The organism is Flavisolibacter nicotianae, from assembly GCF_003628535.1.
In the GTDB taxonomy this organism is placed as follows: Bacteria; Bacteroidota; Bacteroidia; order Chitinophagales; family Chitinophagaceae; genus Flavisolibacter; species Flavisolibacter nicotianae.
Map to the genome: position 1 here is coordinate 268,969 of NZ_RBCI01000001.1, position 18,656 is coordinate 287,624.

An 18,656-nucleotide genomic window follows, 5' to 3' on the forward strand; every position below is an offset into this window, starting at 1 on the left:
TTGCTGCCGTTTGGCGTCCTCACCCACGTCTTTTTCTTTTGCCCCGGAGGGGCACCCTGTTAGTAGAAAGAAAGAACTATAGAGAGAACAAGCTCCGAAGGAGCGATATATTTTATGGTGCCAGCAACAAAATACCAATTGAGCTTCCGTTGCACAGTTTATCCTGACGAAGGAAGGGCGCCATTCAACGTTCGGAAACGCTGATCATCCCTTTTTAATTCTTTACCTGCACCCATCCGGCTGCCGGGGCAAGCCTGCGGGCTAATCGTTTTACCAGCATCCATGCACGTTGGCCTGGATACCGCAAAGCTTAGAAGAAAACCGGGCAAGCAACCGCCATCTTGTGTAAATACGCCGACAGGTCATCTAAATCAATTTACTGTCTCTTGGGCTGAAAGGGGGTGAATAAATAAACTTCATACTCACTGTTCACTCCTCCCCCTTCACAACCCGGCACGCAGACCGGGAATTTTGGCAATCGCTTCTAATTTTTTCCATTCCACTCATGGTGTTATATTTGTTGCACCCTTAATTATGAAGTGTTTAATTGTTGACGATAACAAAATGGCCCGCATGGCCCTGAAGCAGCTCGTAAGCCAAATACAAACACTGGAACTTGTTGGTGAATGCTCAAATGCAATTGAGGCTTACAACCAACTGGCCAATGGCCCCATTGACCTGCTCTTCCTCGACATTGAAATGCCCGATATCAGCGGCATCGACCTCATTAAAAAGCTGGGTAACAAAAAGCCCCTCATCATCTTCACAACAGCCAAGAAAGAGTACGCTGTGGAAGCCTTTGAACTAAATGTGGTGGATTACCTGGTAAAGCCCGTTTCGCAGGCCCGCCTGCTGCAGGCCGTGGAGAAGGCCCAGGAAGCCCTCGACAGCAACAAAGAAGAGGTCAAGATCGAAGAGCAAAGTTTTGTGTTTGTGAAAGACAATGGCATGCTCAAGCGCATTTCTATCGACGACATACTTTTCCTGGAAGCCATGGGCGATTACGTGAAAGTGCACACGCCGCAAAAATTCCACGTCGTGCATGCCACGCTGAAGTCCATTGAAGAAAAGCTCCCGGCCAGCAAGTTCCTGCGGGTGCACCGGAGCTATATTGTTGCCATTAATAAAATTGACTTTATCCAGGAAGGCACCATCACCATAGGCAAGACCACCATCCCTGTTGCCGACACGCATAAAACAAGTCTCAACAAACGCCTGAATTTGCTCTAAACCGTCCGTCTTTTTGCAGTTTCGAACAGCCATCCACGACAGGCTGCGCAGCATTTTTTGTTCTGCCTGTTTGAGGCTGCTGCACTACCCATCATCTGCTGTTTATCCTATGTGCAGTTCCGTTTGCCTTTCCATTTTTGCCAAAACCCGTTTTGTTCGCCGTTTCGATTGGAGAGTTCACCGAAGGCTTTTTTTGTTTAGCCTAACAGTTACCCATCCGCCCATGCCACGTTCTATTTTCGCTGTGTCAGACCGATATCCTATCCATGAAAAACCACTAACAGAGAAACTGCTGCATCCCAATTCGCCGGTACACCAGGGGGGTCGCAACCAAAACAAACTTCCGTGAAAGAACCAGTTGAAATTGTATCGACCCGAAGGGAAACAAGCAGAAGAGTGGCTAAGACCAAAGTAGCCTCTCTTTTTCCAGACACCATGAAAAAGTTTCTGATTTTCATATTGATCCTTTCGCTGCTGATCGTGTCGGAATACTATTTCTTCACCGAGATCTTCACGCAGAAACGCATCCCGGTAATTGCCGTGACCGGCCTTGTCATTCTCATTTGCCTGTATCGACTGATCCGCATTTTCAAGCGGTCGATTCTTTCCTCCTGAGCAAGCTTGTTCTCACTTGGCCTAATTTTGTATATTCGGCAGCCTTAGATGCGAAAACCGGATTTACGATATTGGGTGTTGTGGCTGTTCCTGCTGGGTATTGTCTTTATTGTTTTTCTCCAGGTAGTCTCCGGTTACAACATTACCCGCCTGCTGGACGGAAACAGGAGGCTTGCCCGTGAAATGCAGGTGCAAAATGACCTGCGCAAACTGCAAAGCGACCTGCTGACCATCGAAAGCGATATCCGCGGCGCCATCCTCACCAACAATGCTGTTTACGTTACGGGTGTAGAAGAGAAAATTCAGCACATCGATACCCAGCTCGGGCAAATGCGGCAATGGTTTGCTGCACCGGCTTATAGTCGTCATTACCAAAAACTCGATGCGCTGATCCACCGCAAAATTGCTATCAGCAGCGAGACGCTGACTGCGTTTCGCAAGGGTGGAAAAACCGAAGCCGAAGCGATGGTGAAAACCGGCCGTGGCCGCACCCTGCGTGACAGTATTGAGCAGGTGATTTACGAGCTAGACAATGTGCGAAAGGCCGAATTAAACCACATCACCGGCGCCATTGAAAAAAGTGGCCAGTCAACCCGCTTCTGGGCCTTTGGCATTGGGGCGATTGCGTTGATTGCGGTGATCTCTGCATTCTGGTTTATGCTGAACCAGGGACGGCAACAACAAAAAATCATCAACCTGCTCAACGAGTCGGAAAGGCGCAGCAAAGACCTGGCGAACATGAAGGAGCAATTCCTCGCCAATATGAGCCACGAGATCCGAACCCCCATGAATGCCATTCTTGGTTTTACCAATCTCCTGCGGCGCACACAGCTCAATGGTGAACAGCGGCAATATGTGCAAAATATTCATTCGGCAGGCGAAAACCTGCTGGCCCTTGTAAACGATATACTCGATCTTTCCAAGATCGAAGCCGGCATGATGTCGCTGGAAGAAACCCGCTTTAGCCTGCACAGCCTTTTGAGTTCAGTTGGTGCCATGTTCAGTGAAAAAATCCGGGAAAAAAATCTCGACTTCGCTGTCCGCATCGACCCGGCGGTACCGGATATTTTGTCGGGCGACGCCGTGCGGCTGACGCAAATCATGGTAAACCTAATCAGCAATGCCGTCAAGTTTACCGAGCAGGGAAAGGTAGATGTGGAGATCAGCCTGGTAACGCAGAAAAAAGATGAAGTGCGCCTGCAAATTCATATTGCCGATACCGGGATCGGCATCTCGCCGGAAAAGCAACGGGCCATTTTCGAACGCTTTCAACAGGCGGACACCGAGACGACACGGCGCTTTGGTGGTACCGGCCTGGGGCTTGCCATTGTAAAGCAACTGGTGGCGCTGCAAAATGGAAGCATCACGGTAAAAAGCGAACAAGGCAAAGGCTCCACGTTCGTTCTTCAACTGACCTATAAGGTTCCTGACGTGAACCTGCTCTACGCCGCCGCACTTTCGGCGCAGGAAGAGGCCGTGCCCCTGCAAAAAATTACGGTGCTGATTGCCGAAGACAATATCATGAACCAGCAACTGGTGTCGCACCTTATGAAAAGCTGGGGCATCGACTTTGTGCTGGTGAGCAGCGGCAGCGAGGCCGTGGAGGAATTAAAACGAAAAGCGTATTCCATCGTGCTGATGGACATCCAGATGCCGGGCATGGACGGCTATACCGCCACGCAGGTTATTCGCAACGAGTTGAAGCTGGCAACACCCATCATCGCCATGACAGCCCATGCCATGGCGGGTGAACGGGAAAAATGCCTGCGCCTGGGTATGAACGATTATGTTTCCAAACCCATTAAGGAAACCGTGTTATACAACATGATTGGCCAGCATGCACAAAACCTTCCGGATTCCGAAGCGCCTGCCACAGCCATCATCAGCATGGATTATTTGAACGAACTGTCGGGAGGCGACAAGACATTTGAAAGGCAAATCCTGGAGCAGTTCCTTGTGCAAATGCCCGAAGAACTGCAGCAACTGGAAGACGCGATTGAAAACAAGGCATTTGATCTTATCAAACAAACATCCCACAGCCTGAAATCAACCGTCGGCTACGTAGGACTTTCCGAAGAACTGCACCCCCCACTCGACCGGATTGAAAAAGATGCCATCAATGGCGAGGAAAGCAATTTCCGTGTTGATTTGGATTATGTAAAAAATCATTGCGATCGGGCAAAGGCTGAAGTGGAAAGCCTTTTGCAAAGCGAAGCTGTTTAACAAAACCTTCAGTACTTCCCCCCTGCCCGGTGGCAACCTTCATATTTGGCGATTCGTCTGTTATTTGAACCGATAAATTAGTGGGTTTCGCCGAAACGGCTTTGAAACTAAGTTTTGCGTATGCTACTTTTACACTGTCAACCGAGACAAACATCCGACAGACAGTAGATCGAAAGATTCGATATATAAAAAACTTGGTTTCGTATGGTTAAGGGTGAAGCCCTGCTATTCTTAGCGGGGCACTTTTTTTATTAGAACCCTGCCCCTTCATCAACCGAATCCTGCAAAAAAAATTGAAAGAAGCTGCCCGCGCCATAACCGGGCTGCAATGTCCTAATCAAAGCGTCCTGTGTCTACAGGGGGCTTTTTTTTGCTCCCTGATCCTACGTAAGTCTCAATTACCCCCGGCGCAGGTTAGCTAAAGCATAACGCGGAACGCGGCAAGATGCTTTTTCACAGGCCAACGAATTCCATTCTTGAAAAGTTGCATTTCCTTTTTTTGCCCATTTGCATCCTGGACGACGAACGGAGCCCTTCCTTCGTCAGGATAAACTGTGCAACGGAAGCTCAATTGGTATTTTGTCGCTGGTGACATAAAAAAATATTCCGCTCCTTCGGAGCTTTGTTCTCTCTATTGTTCTTTCTTTCTACTAACAGGGTGCCCCTCCGGGGCAAAAGAAAAGCCGTTGGCGGGGGCGCCAAACGGCAGCAAAAAGCCTCCATCAGAATGACTGATGAAGGCTTTGAAGTATCGTGCAAAGCAAGGGTCTGTGCGATGGAAAACCCTCCCTGGAGGGTTTGAAGGGCCAAGGGGCGGGTACGCTACTCCGGCGCATAGCCAACTTTTTTGTCGGCCATCAGCTTTCGGTCGCGTTGCACTTTTTGCCAATAGCGTTTATGCACGAGCAACATGCCAAAGCTTTCGCCTTCGTGTTTGTCGAGGTGCTTATGGTGCATCTTGTGGGCCCAGCGAATGGCCCGGACATAAGTGCTGTTGCTGCGGCTGAACCATTTGAAACGCTGGTGAATAATGACATCGTGCACAATGAAATAGGCCGCACCGTATAGCATGATCCCAAAGCCAATGGCCTGCATCCACCAGTTGGGTAGGTAGGTTCCAAATCCAATCAGGCACATGCTGGGAATGGCAAAAATCACAAAGAACCAATCGTTCTTTTCAAAAAAACCCGGCTCCTTTTGGTGATGGTCGCGGTGCAGCGACCACAGAAAACCATGCATCACATAGCGATGCGTGAGCCAGGTGATTCCTTCCATCACCAAAAAAGTTCCCAGCAAAACGGCCAAATAAAACACTGTGCTCATGCGCATTCATTTTCTTGTTCACGAATTGACTTTCCAATTTTCCCGGTTTGCGTACTGGCCATTCCACCAGGCTTCGATCTGCGGAAAGGCGATCCCGAACCAACTTGTAAACTGCTCTGGCTTTTCCTGCAACAAGGTTTTTATTTCTGCCACGTCGCGATAGGCATAATCGCAGACTTCTTCTTTGTTCATTGCAATGCAGCCTTCGTATTCACCGGCAAAAACATGGTCGTATTCATGCTCGATCAAATTGTTTTCAACCGTGGCCCGATAAGTGAATTCGAATATTTTTTGCAGCGGCGCCGTAAAGCCCAATTCCTCCATCAGGCGGCGCCTGGCCGCATCTTCCACCGGTTCGTTCCACATCGGGTGACTGCAACAGGCATTGGTCCAAAGAAAGGCACCGTGATATTTTTGCGGCGCTCGTTGCTGCAGCAGCATGCGTCCTTTTTTGTCGAAAATAAAGACAGAAAAAGCCCGGTGCAGCAAGCCCTTTTGGTGGGCTTCCATTTTTTCCATGACACCAATGGCTTCGTCGTGCGGTGTTACCAATATGACTTCTTGCGGACTCATTCAATCAAATTCAGGCGGTTTTTCACACTGGCCCTGAGCACAATATACGCCTTGTGATAATTGGGTATGCGGATGCGCTTTTGCAGGATGTGCTTTGGTTCGATCTGCTTGATTTTCCGGAACAGCGAATAATAATATTTGTACGCAACATACACACCAAACTTGGCCTTGATGGGCAGGTGCAGGATACCCTTGTAGGCTTCGCGAAAATCCGACTCGATATCGTCCTGTATCTGCAGCTTGTCACGCTCTGTAAAATTGTGAAAATCACAACCGGGAAAGTAAATCCGCGACAAGTCGACAAAATCAGCCTTGATATCCCGCAGAAAATTCACTTTTTGAAACGCTGCGCCAAGCGCACGGGCCGGACTTGTGAGTCGTTCAAAAAGGGCCGTATTGCCCTCGCAGAACACGCAAAGGCACATCAGGCCTACCACTTCGGCCGAGCCATAGATGTATTCTTCATAGCCCTGGCGGTCGTAGCGGTTTTGCGTGAGGTCGCTTTCCATGCTGCAGAAAAAAGCATGAATGAGCTTGTGGTTGATTTTGTACCGGTTGACGGTACGTTGAAAACTGTTCAGAACGGGATTGAGACTGATTCCTCTTTCGATGGCGGCAAAGGTTTCGTCTTTGAACTGCTGCAGCAACGCCTGCTTGTCGTGCTGGTGAAACGTATCGACAATTTCATCGGCAAACCGTACAAAGCCATAGATGTCGAAAACCGGCTGCCGCAGGTCGCGGTGAAGCAGTTTGATCGCCGATGAAAACGAGGTGCTGTACCGGATTGTGACGTTCCGACTGCATTCGTGGCCAACCTTGTGAAATAGCTCTATCGTCATGTCCTATTCTTTAAACGATTGAATCAATTTTTTTGATACCACTTCACCGCTGATGAGACTTGGCGGCACGCCAGGTCCCGGTACCGTAAACTGGCCGGTATAAAAAAGATTAGGCACTTTTTTACTCCGGCACGAAGGCTTGAAAACTGCAGTTTGCAACAGGGTGTTGGCAAGGCCATACGCATTGCCTTTGTACGCGTTGTACTCCGCCTTAAAATCCGATACGGAAAATGTTTTTTTGAAAGCAATGGCGCCGGCCAGGTTCTGTCCTGTGTGCTGTTCCAACCGTTGTACTACTTTTTGAAAGTAGTGTTCCCGCAATTCATCTGTATCGTCTGCCAGGCCCGACGCCACCGGTATCAGGACCATTGCATTTTCGCAACCCGCAGGGGCGCAGGCAGGATCTGTTTTCGACGGAAGGTTCAGGTAAAAAAGTGGTTCGCCGGGCCATTGCGGACGGGTATAAATCTGGTCCGCATGTTCATCAAACGGCACATCGAAAAACAGGTTGTGGTGCAGTAAGCCACTGACTTTTTTATTCAATCCTATATAATACAAAAGGCACGAAGGTGCTAGCACCCGTTTATCCCAATAGTTGTCCGAATAGGTGCGGTAGGCCGGTGGCAGCAAGGCGCTTTCGGTAAAGCGGTAATCGGCGCCGCTGATGATGGCGTCGGCGGTGTATTCGCTTTTTTCGGTCACCAGTCTTTTTGCCTTGCCGCTTTCGATCACGATCTCTTTCGCCGCTTCACCAAAGCGAAAGGTGACACCCAGGCGCACGGCCAGTTGCTGCATGGCTTTTACAATGCTGTACATGCCGCCTTCCGGGTACCAGGTGCCTCCCATGATATCGGCATAATTCATCAGGCTGTAAAGCGCCGGCGTATTTTTCGGCAAGGCCCCGAGAAAGAGCACCGGGAACTCCATGATCTGGCGCAGCTTTTCGCTTTGGAAATGCTTTGCCACGTGTGATTTGATGGACGTAAATACATCGAGGCGGAAAACATTTTTCAGCATATGCCAATCGACAAACTCGGTAAGTGACTGCCCCGGCTTATACACCAGGTCCTGCATACCGATGCGGTACTTGACCGTTGCTTCTTTGAGGTATTTTTCCAGCTTTTGTGCGCTTCCCTTTTCGATCGTTTCAAAAACGGCTTTCAGCGCATCGAAGCTGGCCGGCAGGTCGGTGTGGCCATCCTGCCAGTACACCCGGTATGAGGGGTCGAGACGGGTAAGTGAATAGTAATCGGAAACAGATTGGCCAAACTGGTTAAAGTAGCGTTCAAACACGTCGGGCATCCAATACCAGCTTGGGCCCATGTCGAAGGTGAAACCATCGGCCACCAGTTGCCCGGCGCGGCCGCCGGCCGTGGCGTTTTTCTCCACGACGGTTACCGTCCAGCCGCCCTTTGCCATAAAGGCAGCAGCCGAAAGTCCCGCAAAGCCTGCTCCTATGATCACCACTGATTTGCTCACCGGTCGATTTGTTTTTGCAACATCTTTTTCGCAAAATGGATACGGCTCTTGATTGTTCCCAGGGGTTCGTTCAGTGCCAGGGCAATCTCATGGTATTTATAACCTTGGAGATACAGCAGGCAGGCAGTTTTAAAGATAGCGGGTAATTGGTGAAGAGCCGCATGAATCTCCTTCAACCGCACCGTGTTTTCGGGGGAAAGTGCATAAGGCGTTACCGAACCTTTCACCGTATCCATGACTCCCTTTTTGCGCTGGTTACGGCGGTAATCGTTGATAAAAATGTTGCGCATGATAGTAAACAGCCAGGCCTTGATGTTGGTTCCCGGCTCGTATTTTTCGCGGTAGGTAAAGGCTTTGCACAAGGTTTCCTGGCAAAGGTCCCTGGCCGCCTCCTGGTCCCTGGTCAGCGTAATGGCAAAGGGCTTCAGACCATCGGCATTGTGCAAAACCAAACTGCTAAACTCCTGAATGCTCATTTTGTCTAATCTTTACTTTGATAAAGTTAAACAACAGTTTTGGAAAAAAGATCATTTTGTTTAAATAAAATTTCCATTTTCTTAAACAAAATCGCCTTCCGAAACTATTGCAGGGAGTTTATATACGATGCGACAGCCTGGAGCGATTGTAGCAGCGTGATTTTTTCGGCGGGTCCTTTCCGGTACACCTGGGCGAGGTGGCCCGACAGGATCAGCGAAGCGTGACCGGCTGCGTTTTGGAGCTGGTGCAGCAGGCGGTTCAGACGGGAAAGATTGGGAAACGTGGTCAGGTGGGAATAAACATAATCGGGCTTCTTGACCTCGATGATGTATTCCATATCGTTCAGGGGCACATTGGCGCCAAGATAGATCACTGGGAGCCCCTGTTTGCGGAGTAAATAATACACGTACAAAAGGCCCAGTTCGTGGTGTTCGCCTTCGGGCAGGAACAAGATGAACAGCGGTTGCGTTTTCCCGGCAAAAGGCAGGCCTTCAATCGCATGGATGATCTTCTGGCGGATGATGGCCGAGACGATGTGCTCCTGCACCGGGCGCAGGCGGTTTGTTTGCCAAAGAATACCAACACGGTCCAGGAAAGAAAACACAAGTCCCGTAATGGTTTGTTCGATGCCCCGTTCACGGATCTGCTGGTTGAGAAGTGATTCAAAGTCGGTGCTCTTTAAATCGATCATGCAGCCGATCAGTTCATTGATGATGTATTCATCGCGGGCATTGGGTTCCTGTAGCCGCAGGGCAGCTTCGGTTCGCTGCTCCGGCTGCATTTCATCAATATGGGAGATCTTGTAGCCATACTTGTTCAGCAAGGCGATTGTTAGCAGGGTCTTGAGCTCGTCGTTGTTGTAACGGCGGATGTTTGTCGTGGTCCGCGAGGGTTTTAGAAACTGGTAGCGTTGCTCCCAAATGCGGATGGTGTGGGCTTTAATTCCCGACAACGATTCCAGTTCTTTGATCGTAAAGCTCATGCGAAGTATGACAATCCAAAAGGAATTTGGTTGAAATCAGAGTTCTGCATTTTTCAGCACGCCGGCTTCCCGCAAACGGGCCAGGGTTCCATTCGAAGCCGCCTTTCGCAACGCCATAATATGGCGCTCGTGGTGCAAATCGGTTCCGGCGAAATCATAATAATTTTTCTTACACAGGTATTCGGCCAGTTCCTGCACGCCCTTGCCGTAGTAGCCAATCAGGGAAAGCAGGTTAAGCTGGAAAAGACAACCCGCTTCTTTCAACTCGTCGAAAAACTCCTTGCGGCCGGCCAGGTACACATACCGCTCGGGGTGCGCAATGATCGGCTGGTACTGCTGGATCTGCATTTCGAACAGCACGTGCTGCAGGTCCATCGGCGCCGTTACCATCGAAAACTCCACCAGCACTTTATTACCGCTGACGGGCAGCAACGGCTTTTTGTTGCGCAGGGCTTCTTCAAAGTGTTCGTCGATGAAATATTCGGCAGCGGCCTTCAGCTCGATCTCGATGCCTTCTTCCTGCAACGCTTTTTGCAGCCAGTCCAGCTTTTCAGCAATAATTTCGGGGGTGTTGGGATAAAGTTCCCAAAAGATGTGGGGCGTGGTAATGAGTTTGCGATACCCGAGGCTGTGCAGGCCGCGGATCAATTCGAGCGATGTTGCCAGGTTGCCGGAGCCATCGTCGATTCCCGGCAGCAGGTGCGAATGCATATCGGTACCGAGCCAGCTCAGGTCCGCACTTTCCGTTGCCTTCTTTCTACCGAAGAACCACATCCGCCGTTATTTTTTTTTGAAGCAATTCGTAATAAAGTTCCGACATATCCCGCATCAGGCGCTGGTAGCTGAACCGCTGCAGCACATAAGGGCTGCTGTTGCTGCCCAGGCGCACCCGGAGGGCTTCGTCTTCCACCAGCTTCAGAAGGTGGCGGCAAAAGGTTTCCTCATCATCCAGGGCAGCCAGCAAGGCGGTTTCGCCTTCCAGCACAATGTCGCCGATGCCACCGACCCTGGTGCTGACAATGGGCTTGCCGGCGGCCTGCGCCTCGATTAAACTAACCGGCGTGCCTTCATTAAAAGAAGTCAGCGCAATGATATCCAGGCCGGCGGTGATGGTGTCCACATCACTTCGCCACGAAGTAAAAACAAGCGGATGCGGATGGGTGTCGCTGTCCTGCACCGAGAACGGGATACCCAGCCGCGACGCTTCGGCTTCCAGGTCGGCCCTTGTTTCGCCGTCACCAATGATAAAGGCCTTGATCTTGCGGCTGCTCTGCTGCAGTACGTGTTGTATGGCTTTTAAAAACAGCGGGTGATTTTTTACCGGTACCAGCCGGCCGATGATACCGATGGCCACGACCTCATCATCCAGCCCGAACTCCGCCCGGAACGAGCGGCGTTTTTCCGGCATGTCCCGCTGAAACTTGTCCAGGTCCAGGCCGAGCGGTATGATGCGGAATTTGTGTTCCGGTGCGATCCTGAACTCCTGCGACAGCTCTTTCTTTTGCGCTTCGCTGATGGCCACGATGGCGCTTGACTTGCTGGCCAGGTAGCGTTCGAGGTTGATGTAAAAACCGGATTTGACTTTATTAAAATACGAGTGAAAGACATGGCCGTGATAGGTATGCACGATGGCCGGAACGCCGCAGGCCGACGCCGCCAGGCGACCCAGCGCCCCTGGTTTGGCCGCATGGGTGTGCACGATGTCGGGCTTGAAATCCCGGATCAGTTTTTTCAGCTTGTTGTACGCCTGCACGTCCTTCATCGGACTGATGGACCGGCCCATTTCGGGAATGGTGACGTAATTGATCCCCAACTGCCCGGCGAGGTAATCTGCGCTTTTCTCGTGTACTTCCTTTTCCCCCACAACCAGCAGCGTATCAAACTCCGGGGAGAGATACTTCGTAAGGTAGGTTGCATTCAGCACAGGCCCACCGACGATTAACCGGTTTAATATCCGCAAAATTTTTGGCATACAGCGGCACGAAAATAAGGGAGAATAGGGTTCTTTGAAAATAAGGAGGCGGGCAGGACGGCTTGGCGTGTAAGTGTCGGCCTGCCGGTTGCGCCTTATTTTTCTTCGTTATTGGGAAAAACCGGTGGCCTGTCACCGGCAGCAATAGCCGCCAAAAAAGCCTTTGAAAAATCGAGCGCCTCCCCGATCACATGATGCATGTCCATGTAGCGGTAGGTGGCCAGGCGACCCAGGAAGCTTACATTGGAAAGTGCTTCGGCTTCGCTGCGGTAACGATGAAGCTTTTCCTTGTCGCCGGCAAGCCGTTTGGGATAGTAGGGAATATCCTCTTCTCCTGTTTCCTTGCTGTATTCTTTGAAGTACACCGTGCCTTCGTGCTGCTCCCAGGGTGTAAAATGTTTGTGCTCGTGCACACGGGTGTAGGGCACTTCCTGGTTGCAGTAATTGATGACGGCATTGCCCTGGTAATCGCCTTCGGCATAGCCTTTTTCAAAATAGACGGTGCGGTACGAAAGCCGGCCATACCGGTAGTGAAAGTACTGATCGAGCGGACCGGTGAAAAACACATGGTCGTAGCCGGCAACGTCTTCCTTGCTGTCGAACTTCCGGTTCAGCGTCACGGTAATGTTAGGATGATCGAGTAGCTTGTCGAACATTTCTGTGAACCCGTTGCGGGGAATCCCCTGGAGCGGGTTGTTGTAATAGTTGTCGTTGTAATTGAACCGTACCGGGATTCGCTTGAGAATGGCCGCCGGCAGTTCGGTGGGTTCGCAGCCCCACTGCTTTTTGGTGTACCCGTAGAAAAACGCCTTGTACAAATCCTTCCCGATAAATTTCATGGCCTGCTCCTCGAAATTCTGCGGCTCGTCAATGCTCTTGTCGGCAATGGAGTCCAGAAACTCCTTTGCCTCGGTTGGCGAAAGTGCTTTGTTAAAAAACTGGTTGATCGTGTGCAAGTTTACCGGCATGGAATAAACCGTTCCATTGAATACGGCTTTTACCCGGTTGATAAAAGGCACCATCTCGATAAACCGGTTGACATAATCCCAAATGTCCTGGCGGTCCGTGTTAAAAATATGCGGACCATAAATGTGCACCATCACATCTGTTTTTTTGTCTCTTTCTGTGTAACAATTACCCCCGATGTGGGAGCGTTCGTCGATTACCTCTACCTGGCAATCCAGGTTGTTTACCAGTTCGTTTGCCAGCACTGCACCGGAAAAGCCGGCGCCGACCACTAAGTATTTTTTCATTCCTGTTTCGGATTTCTGCTGTAAAAAATTAGGGATGACCCGTTGCCTTTCTAAAAAAATCAAACCAACACCTGACAAAGAAGGATACGGTGTCATTGCGCTTGACCGGTTTCAATTTCACTGCTCCAGCGGCTGAAAGCAGGCCGGAACCCTTTTCTATGCTATTTTCGCCGGCAGAAAGATTTATTGTGGAGCAACAATTCTTGACGATCTGGGACCTGGTGTTGACACCTTTGTACCTGCTGGCTCTCGTGTTCATTGCCATACGGTACCGGGACAACAAATATCCGCCCGGGCACCCGCTGCGGAAGTATTACCTGCCCGGCCTTTATTCCAAAATTGGCGGGGCGATCTTTATCGGTTTGCTCTATGCATTTTATTACAAAGGTGGCGACACCTTCAACTATTTCAGGCATGCACAGATCATCAATTCGGCACTGGGTGATTCCATCGATCGGTGGCTTAAACTTATTCTGCATTATTCGCCAGATCAATCGCCTGAAATTTATAAATACACATCACAATTATACTGGTACGATTCGCCTTCCGAATACATGGTGGCTGTGATAACGGCATTGCTAAGTATTCTCACTTTCAACACCTATCTGCCAACGGCGCTTTTGTTCGCCGCTATTTCCTTCACAGGGATTTGGGCCATGTACAAAACATTTGCACAACTCTATCCCAAAAACACGGCCTCTCTGGCCATCGCGTTTTTATTCATACCCAGTACAGTGGTTTGGGGCTCCGGCATTTTCAAAGACACGATTTGTATGTTTGGCGTTGGATGGATCACACATGCCACGTTTCGCCTTTTTATCAACAAGGATTTCTCCGTCCGGAATATTTTTTTGATCATCTTAAGCTTTATCCTGGTTGCCAAGATTAAATTGTACATCCTGCTCGCCTTTTTGCCCGCCCTGGCCATGTGGCTGCTGCTGACCTATTCCAAAAAAATTGAGCGGCCGGCGATGCGCTGGCTTACCAATGCATTTTTTATTCTCCTGACAGTTGTGGGGTCTGTTTTTTTCATGCAACGCTTTGCCGATGAACTGAACAAGTATTCGCTGGAAAAAATTACACAGACGGCGAAAGTTACACAGGACTGGACCAGCCTTGCTGCCGGTGAAGAAGGATCGGTTTATAATATTGGAGAAATCAGCGATGATCCGGCCAGCCTGATTGCCCTTTTTCCCAAGGCGGTGGTAGTCACCTTCTTCCGGCCCTTTCCATGGGAGGCCAAAAAAATCATCATGGTGTTGTCGATGATTGAAGCGCTGGCCTTTATCTATTTCACGCTGCAAATGTTTTTCAACCGGAAGTCCAAACCCGTGCGCACCCTTATCCAAGACCCGAACATTCTATTTTGCCTGGTGTTCGCCCTGATCTTTGGTTTTGCCGTCGGAGTCTCTTCGGGCAACTTTGGTACCTTGTCGCGTTACAAGATTCCCTGTCTCCCGTTTTATGGCGCCATGCTGGCCATTATGCTGGGAGAAAAAAAAGAAGGGGCCGAAAACAGCCCCAACAAAAGTTCCAGACGACAGTATCAACCGGCGATATAACGCTTCCACCAATGCTGAAAAACGATCAGCGCCCACACGGTGGCGTGGCTGTCGCCGGGATTGGAAGAATGCAACTGCGTTTTCAATTGCCGAATGGCACCGACGTCAAAAATTCCCTGCTCCTCGACGAAGCGGTCGTGCAGTAAGTCGTCGTTGATCAATCCCCATAGTTCGTTGCGGAACCAGTCCAACAAAGGAATTTCAAAACCTTTTTTAGGCCGGTTATACAGTTCGGGCGGAAGCCTGTCGCGGAAGGCATCCTGTACGATCTTCTTTTTCAGGTTCCGGTCAATCTTCTGTTCCGTGGGAAGGCCAAAGGCAAACTCCACCACGTCCTGGTCAAGAAAAGGACTGCGGATCTCGAGGCTGTTGGCCATGCTCATCAGGTCGACCTTGACCAGCATATCACTTAACAACACCAGGTTCATGTCGGCAAGGAGCACTTCGTTGAAATCGGCGGTTTGAATTGCCCCTGTGTATTCCTGCTCGATTGCCTGTGCAACTTTCGTGTTGATGCGCTGTGTTATATTGGTTGAAAATAAACCCCTGGCTGTGGCATTGTCCATGAACGTGGCCCAACGCCAGTAACGCTGTGCAGGTGCCAGGCGGCTCCCTTCCGAAAACCGGTGAAGCTGGCGAAAAATATTGGTGATTTTGTTGTTGCGGCTTTTTGGCAGGACAGACCAAAGTGGGTGGCCCATTTTTACGAGGCTGTTGGCCATCCCGCCGCTGCGCATGCGGAATTCGGCCGCATGCTTGTTATAGCCGGCAAACACTTCGTCGCCGCCATCGCCCGATAAGGCCACAGTTACGTGCTTACGGGTGTAGTAGCTTAAAATAAATTCGGGTATGGCCGATGAATCTGCAAATGGCTCGTCAATGTATTGCAACACGCTGTCCACGTGTTCAAGGAAATCGTTGTTGCTCAGCGAAAAGACCGTGTGATCGGTGTTGAATTTTTTTGCAACGAGGTTGGCGTAGGCCGTCTCGTCAAAAAAGGGATGGTCTTTGTAGCCGATGGAAAACGTCCGGAGTTGATCGGTATGCTGCGAAGCCAGTGCCACCACAACCGAAGAATCGATTCCGCCACTTAAAAAGGCACCCAGCGGCACATCGGAGATCAGCCGCATTTGAACGGCCTTGTCCATCAACGACACCAGCTGTTGCTTGGCATCTTCATAGCCAACTGCCCGGTACCGTTCGGGATGAACGCGGAGTTCGTAGTAGGCTTTTTCTTCGCTGCCGGAACGGGTGATTGTCAGGTAATGGCCCGGCGACAGTTTTTGCACGCCTTTCACCAGGCTGTAAGGTTGCGGGACGTAGTTGAGTTGAAAATAAACCGGCAGCAAATCCCAGTTGACCTGTTTGGGAATACCGGCCGCGAAGAGCGCTTTCATTTCTGAAGCGAACAAAAGTTTATCCTCGTCCTTGTAATATAACAATGGTTTTTTCCCATAGCGATCCCGCACCAGGACCAGGGTTTCTTCTGCATGGTCGTAAATCGCCGCTGCGAAGAAACCGCGGAGAAGCGCAAAGGTTTTTTCCTTTAACCGCGTGTAGAGCAGCAGGAAAATTTCGGTGTCCGAATGCGAACGAAGCGGCTCGTCCGGCAAGTATTTATCCCGCAGTTCCGCGAAATTGAAAATTTCTCCGTTAAAGACGATCGTGTACCGGCCGTCGGGTGTGTGCATGGGCTGGTCGCCGGCACAACTTACATCAATGATGGAAAGGCGGCGGTGTCCCAATGCAACCCGGGAATAATAGGAAACAGCTCCGCCATCCGGACCCCGCTTTTGCAGTTGCGCATTGGCCGCAGCGACTTGCTGCAAAAAACCGGTTCCCCCGGAAGTAAACGCATACGCACCGCTAATTCCACACATAGACGATTGTTAAGTGAGCAAAGAAAGGAAATTCGACGCATTGGACTGCGTACTGAAATGTTCGACAATTTTCTCCCGTCCCTTTTCTCCAAATTTGGTCCGCATGTCTTCGTCGGTCAAAAGACGGCGCAATGCTTCTTTCCATTCTTCCCGCGTTTGGCACAGGAAGCCATTTTTTCCCGGTTCAATGATTTCGCGGTTCACGCCTACCGGGCTGGCAACTGATGGAATGCCCAGCGCCATGTATTGAATTAATTTAAAGCCGCATTTGCCTTCACTCCATTCGTCCTGTTCGAGCGGCATAACCCCAATATTGATCGACAGCAAATCTTCGATTTCTGTGGCTTCGCGCCATTTCACGAACTCAAGGTGCTGTAAGGAGAAAGCGGGCTTCCTGTCGCAGATCACACGGAAGGTAAAGGGAATTTCATTTTCAAGTTCTTTCAAGACATCATAAAGCAGGTCCAGGTATTTCATGGTGGAGTGCGAGCCTGTCCACCCGATAGAGACGAGGTCAGTTTCCTGGTGTTTTTGTTGGTTATAACGGTTCTCCGTGTCAACACAGGTTGGATTGATCACCACGCTGGTATTCTGCTTTGCCGCCCAGGCAGCGAGGTATTGATTCCCGGCAGAAACCTTGTATGCCCATTTTGAGATGTGTTTCACCTTCCAGAAACATTTCACATACCGCGCAACATAATTGGATTTCGAAATATTGGGTATCCAGATGGCATCGTCGAAATCGTAAATGATTTTTTTGCGGAAGACCCTGGCCAGCAGCCATTCAAAAACTGGTGGGCCCAGGGGTGCTGCTTCGCGGTGAATGAAAATGTAATCGTATTTCTTGCTTTTGAAAAGAATGGTTTTCAGTCGTCGGGCAAACCCCTTCAGCACAGCGCCGGCCTTTTGCAGCGCCGAGCCTTCTTCGTAGAGGATTTTCCAGGCCTCGTTGTCGAAAAAGACATCCGTGTCGTAGTGAATGTTTTGCTGCGCCAGCAGCGGGAAATAGGTTTCCACACGGAACCGTTGCGAAGGCGCACGGTGTAATGGGTAAGGCAAAATAAATAAAACGTGTTTGGCCATGCTAGTGTCCCGTGGTGCCGATGATACTTTCATACGTATGGCTACAGGCGGCCGCAAAACTATGCAAGCTGAATTTCTCCCGCACATGTTTTTTGCCCGCTTCACCAAAGGTTTTTTGCAATGCGGGGTTTCGACTCAAATACACCATGGCTGCAGTCATTTCTTCAAGATTCCTGTTGGCCACCAGCAGACCAGTTTCGCCGTCGACGATAATCTCTTCAGGTCCCCCGCACCTTGTGGCGATCACGGGCAGACCAAAATAACAGGCTTCCGCCACGGTCATGGAAAAAGATTCTGCTTCGGAAAAATTCAGGACAACATCGGCCGACTTGATCAGCGTTTCCACATCCGAAGCAAAAGACAGGAAACGCACGGCATGTGAAATCTGGTGTTGCGCTGCAAAATCAAGCAGGCTCTGTTTAAACCGCCTGTTTTTTTCCAGACCCATGTCGCCGCCCGCAAATACAAGACTGATCGCCGGGTTTTGCCGGAATGCCTTTTCGAAGGCTTGCAATGCATAATCGTGTCCTTTGCCTTTAATATAATTGCCGAGGTATAAAAAAGAAGTGACAGGCGATTTGATCCACCGTTTGGGGGGCAGGTTTTCCTTGAAGTCGACCGCATTGTAAAGCCGGAGCGTGTTGCTTTTTTCCGGAAGTTGCTTTAACACGGCATCCGAAACAGCAAGCATCCTGTCGGAATACTTCTGTCCCAGGCGGGTCCATATTTTCCGCAAGGGCGCAAACTGCGTTTCAGGTAGAAACCGCACGTAGGTGACCAGCCGTACAGCAGGACACATGCGTTTGATCAGCACACCCACCATGTTGTAAAAATCATTGACGATCACAATGGACGCTTTTTCCTTCGCAATGATTTCTTTTACAGCTTTGGCATTGCGCCATAACCGGGGAAGATAGGAAAGCAAAACAACCGGATCCTTCCGGATCTCCAGCAGGGGAACCTTGTAAACACGAAAGCCGTGTTCTTCCAAAATGCCGCTAAGGGTTGAACGCGAGTCCAGGACAAACACTATCCGAAAATCCTCTCGCTGGATCATTGCCTGCTGCAGCGCACTCTTAAATGCACCGGTAAACGAAACGGAGTTCTCAATGAGTATAATCGTCGGTTTCTCTCCCATCATTAACAGACTGTTGTAAGCCGCGAA

The 18,656-nt window shown here is 50.1% G+C and carries 16 protein-coding genes; 4 read left to right on the forward strand and 12 right to left on the reverse strand.

Annotated elements, in window-relative coordinates:
- Positions 1 to 534: 534 nt before the first annotated feature.
- The 3 genes from D6024_RS01105 (at position 535) to D6024_RS01115 (ending at position 4,068) form a co-directional block, all read left to right on the forward strand.
- On the forward strand, positions 535 to 1,230 hold the full coding sequence (locus D6024_RS01105; RefSeq protein WP_121352362.1) for a LytR/AlgR family response regulator transcription factor: 696 nt from the start codon (positions 535 to 537) through the stop codon (positions 1,228 to 1,230).
- Between the two features lie 435 nt (positions 1,231 to 1,665).
- Complete coding sequence (locus tag D6024_RS01110; protein ID WP_121352363.1) at positions 1,666 to 1,845, forward strand: hypothetical protein; 180 nt, start codon at positions 1,666 to 1,668, stop codon at positions 1,843 to 1,845.
- Positions 1,846 to 1,893: 48 nt separating this feature from the next.
- Entirely contained in the window at positions 1,894 to 4,068 is a 2,175-nt protein-coding gene (locus D6024_RS01115) for an ATP-binding protein (protein ID WP_121352364.1), read from the forward strand.
- A gap of 822 nt (positions 4,069 to 4,890) precedes the next feature.
- Here the strand turns inward: D6024_RS01115 and D6024_RS01120 are convergent.
- The 9 genes from D6024_RS01120 to glf all read right to left on the reverse strand — a co-directional run bounded on the left by D6024_RS01120 (position 4,891) and on the right by glf (position 12,966).
- Positions 4,891 to 5,391, reverse strand: a complete 501-nt coding sequence (locus tag D6024_RS01120) for a sterol desaturase family protein (RefSeq protein ID WP_121353443.1) — start codon at positions 5,389 to 5,391, stop codon at positions 4,891 to 4,893.
- An 18-nt stretch (positions 5,392 to 5,409) separates the two neighbouring features.
- On the reverse strand, positions 5,410 to 5,964 hold the full coding sequence (idi, locus tag D6024_RS01125) for an isopentenyl-diphosphate Delta-isomerase (protein WP_121352365.1): 555 nt from the start codon (positions 5,962 to 5,964) through the stop codon (positions 5,410 to 5,412).
- Positions 5,961 to 6,803 carry a phytoene/squalene synthase family protein gene (locus tag D6024_RS01130; protein WP_121352366.1) on the reverse strand — a complete coding sequence of 281 codons (843 nt, stop codon included), beginning with the start codon at positions 6,801 to 6,803 and terminating at the stop codon, positions 5,961 to 5,963. The genes idi and D6024_RS01130 overlap by 4 nt, the downstream gene beginning before the upstream one ends.
- Positions 6,804 to 6,806: 3 nt before the next feature.
- Positions 6,807 to 8,282: a phytoene desaturase family protein gene (locus D6024_RS01135; RefSeq protein ID WP_121352367.1), complete on the reverse strand. Its 1,476-nt coding sequence runs from the start codon at positions 8,280 to 8,282 to the stop codon at positions 6,807 to 6,809.
- The gene (locus tag D6024_RS01140) at positions 8,279 to 8,758 is read right to left on the reverse strand and encodes an RNA polymerase sigma factor (protein WP_121352368.1); all 480 of its coding nucleotides are present in this window, start codon (positions 8,756 to 8,758) and stop codon (positions 8,279 to 8,281) included. The genes D6024_RS01135 and D6024_RS01140 overlap by 4 nt, the downstream gene beginning before the upstream one ends.
- Before the next feature lie 104 nt (positions 8,759 to 8,862).
- Positions 8,863 to 9,741 carry a MerR family transcriptional regulator gene (locus tag D6024_RS01145; RefSeq protein WP_121352369.1) on the reverse strand — a complete coding sequence of 293 codons (879 nt, stop codon included), beginning with the start codon at positions 9,739 to 9,741 and terminating at the stop codon, positions 8,863 to 8,865.
- A 36-nt stretch (positions 9,742 to 9,777) separates the two neighbouring features.
- Positions 9,778 to 10,515 (reverse strand): tyrosine-protein phosphatase, encoded by a 738-nt coding sequence (locus D6024_RS01150; RefSeq protein WP_121352370.1) that lies wholly within the window; start codon positions 10,513 to 10,515, stop codon positions 9,778 to 9,780.
- A complete protein-coding gene (locus D6024_RS01155) occupies positions 10,499 to 11,713 on the reverse strand; it encodes a glycosyltransferase (RefSeq protein ID WP_121352371.1) in 1,215 nt (404 codons plus the stop codon). The genes D6024_RS01150 and D6024_RS01155 overlap by 17 nt, the downstream gene beginning before the upstream one ends.
- Before the next feature lie 95 nt (positions 11,714 to 11,808).
- Positions 11,809 to 12,966: a UDP-galactopyranose mutase gene (glf, locus tag D6024_RS01160; RefSeq protein WP_121353444.1), complete on the reverse strand. Its 1,158-nt coding sequence runs from the start codon at positions 12,964 to 12,966 to the stop codon at positions 11,809 to 11,811.
- A gap of 188 nt (positions 12,967 to 13,154) precedes the next feature.
- Here glf and D6024_RS01165 point away from each other — a divergent pair, with 188 nt between their 5' ends.
- Positions 13,155 to 14,528: a hypothetical protein gene (locus D6024_RS01165; protein WP_162944456.1), complete on the forward strand. Its 1,374-nt coding sequence runs from the start codon at positions 13,155 to 13,157 to the stop codon at positions 14,526 to 14,528.
- On the opposite strand, the gene asnB is transcribed toward D6024_RS01165, so the two are convergent.
- The 3 genes from asnB to D6024_RS01180 are packed head-to-tail and all read right to left on the reverse strand — an operon-like array spanning position 14,513 to position 18,632.
- Positions 14,513 to 16,408 carry an asparagine synthase (glutamine-hydrolyzing) gene (gene asnB / locus D6024_RS01170; RefSeq protein WP_121352373.1) on the reverse strand — a complete coding sequence of 632 codons (1,896 nt, stop codon included), beginning with the start codon at positions 16,406 to 16,408 and terminating at the stop codon, positions 14,513 to 14,515. The genes D6024_RS01165 and asnB overlap by 16 nt on opposite strands.
- A gap of 9 nt (positions 16,409 to 16,417) precedes the next feature.
- A complete protein-coding gene (locus D6024_RS01175; protein ID WP_205573204.1) occupies positions 16,418 to 17,467 on the reverse strand; it encodes a glycosyltransferase in 1,050 nt (349 codons plus the stop codon).
- Between the two features lie 25 nt (positions 17,468 to 17,492).
- The gene (locus D6024_RS01180) at positions 17,493 to 18,632 is read right to left on the reverse strand and encodes a glycosyltransferase family 4 protein (RefSeq protein ID WP_121352375.1); all 1,140 of its coding nucleotides are present in this window, start codon (positions 18,630 to 18,632) and stop codon (positions 17,493 to 17,495) included.
- Between the last annotated feature and the right edge of the window lie 24 nt (positions 18,633 to 18,656).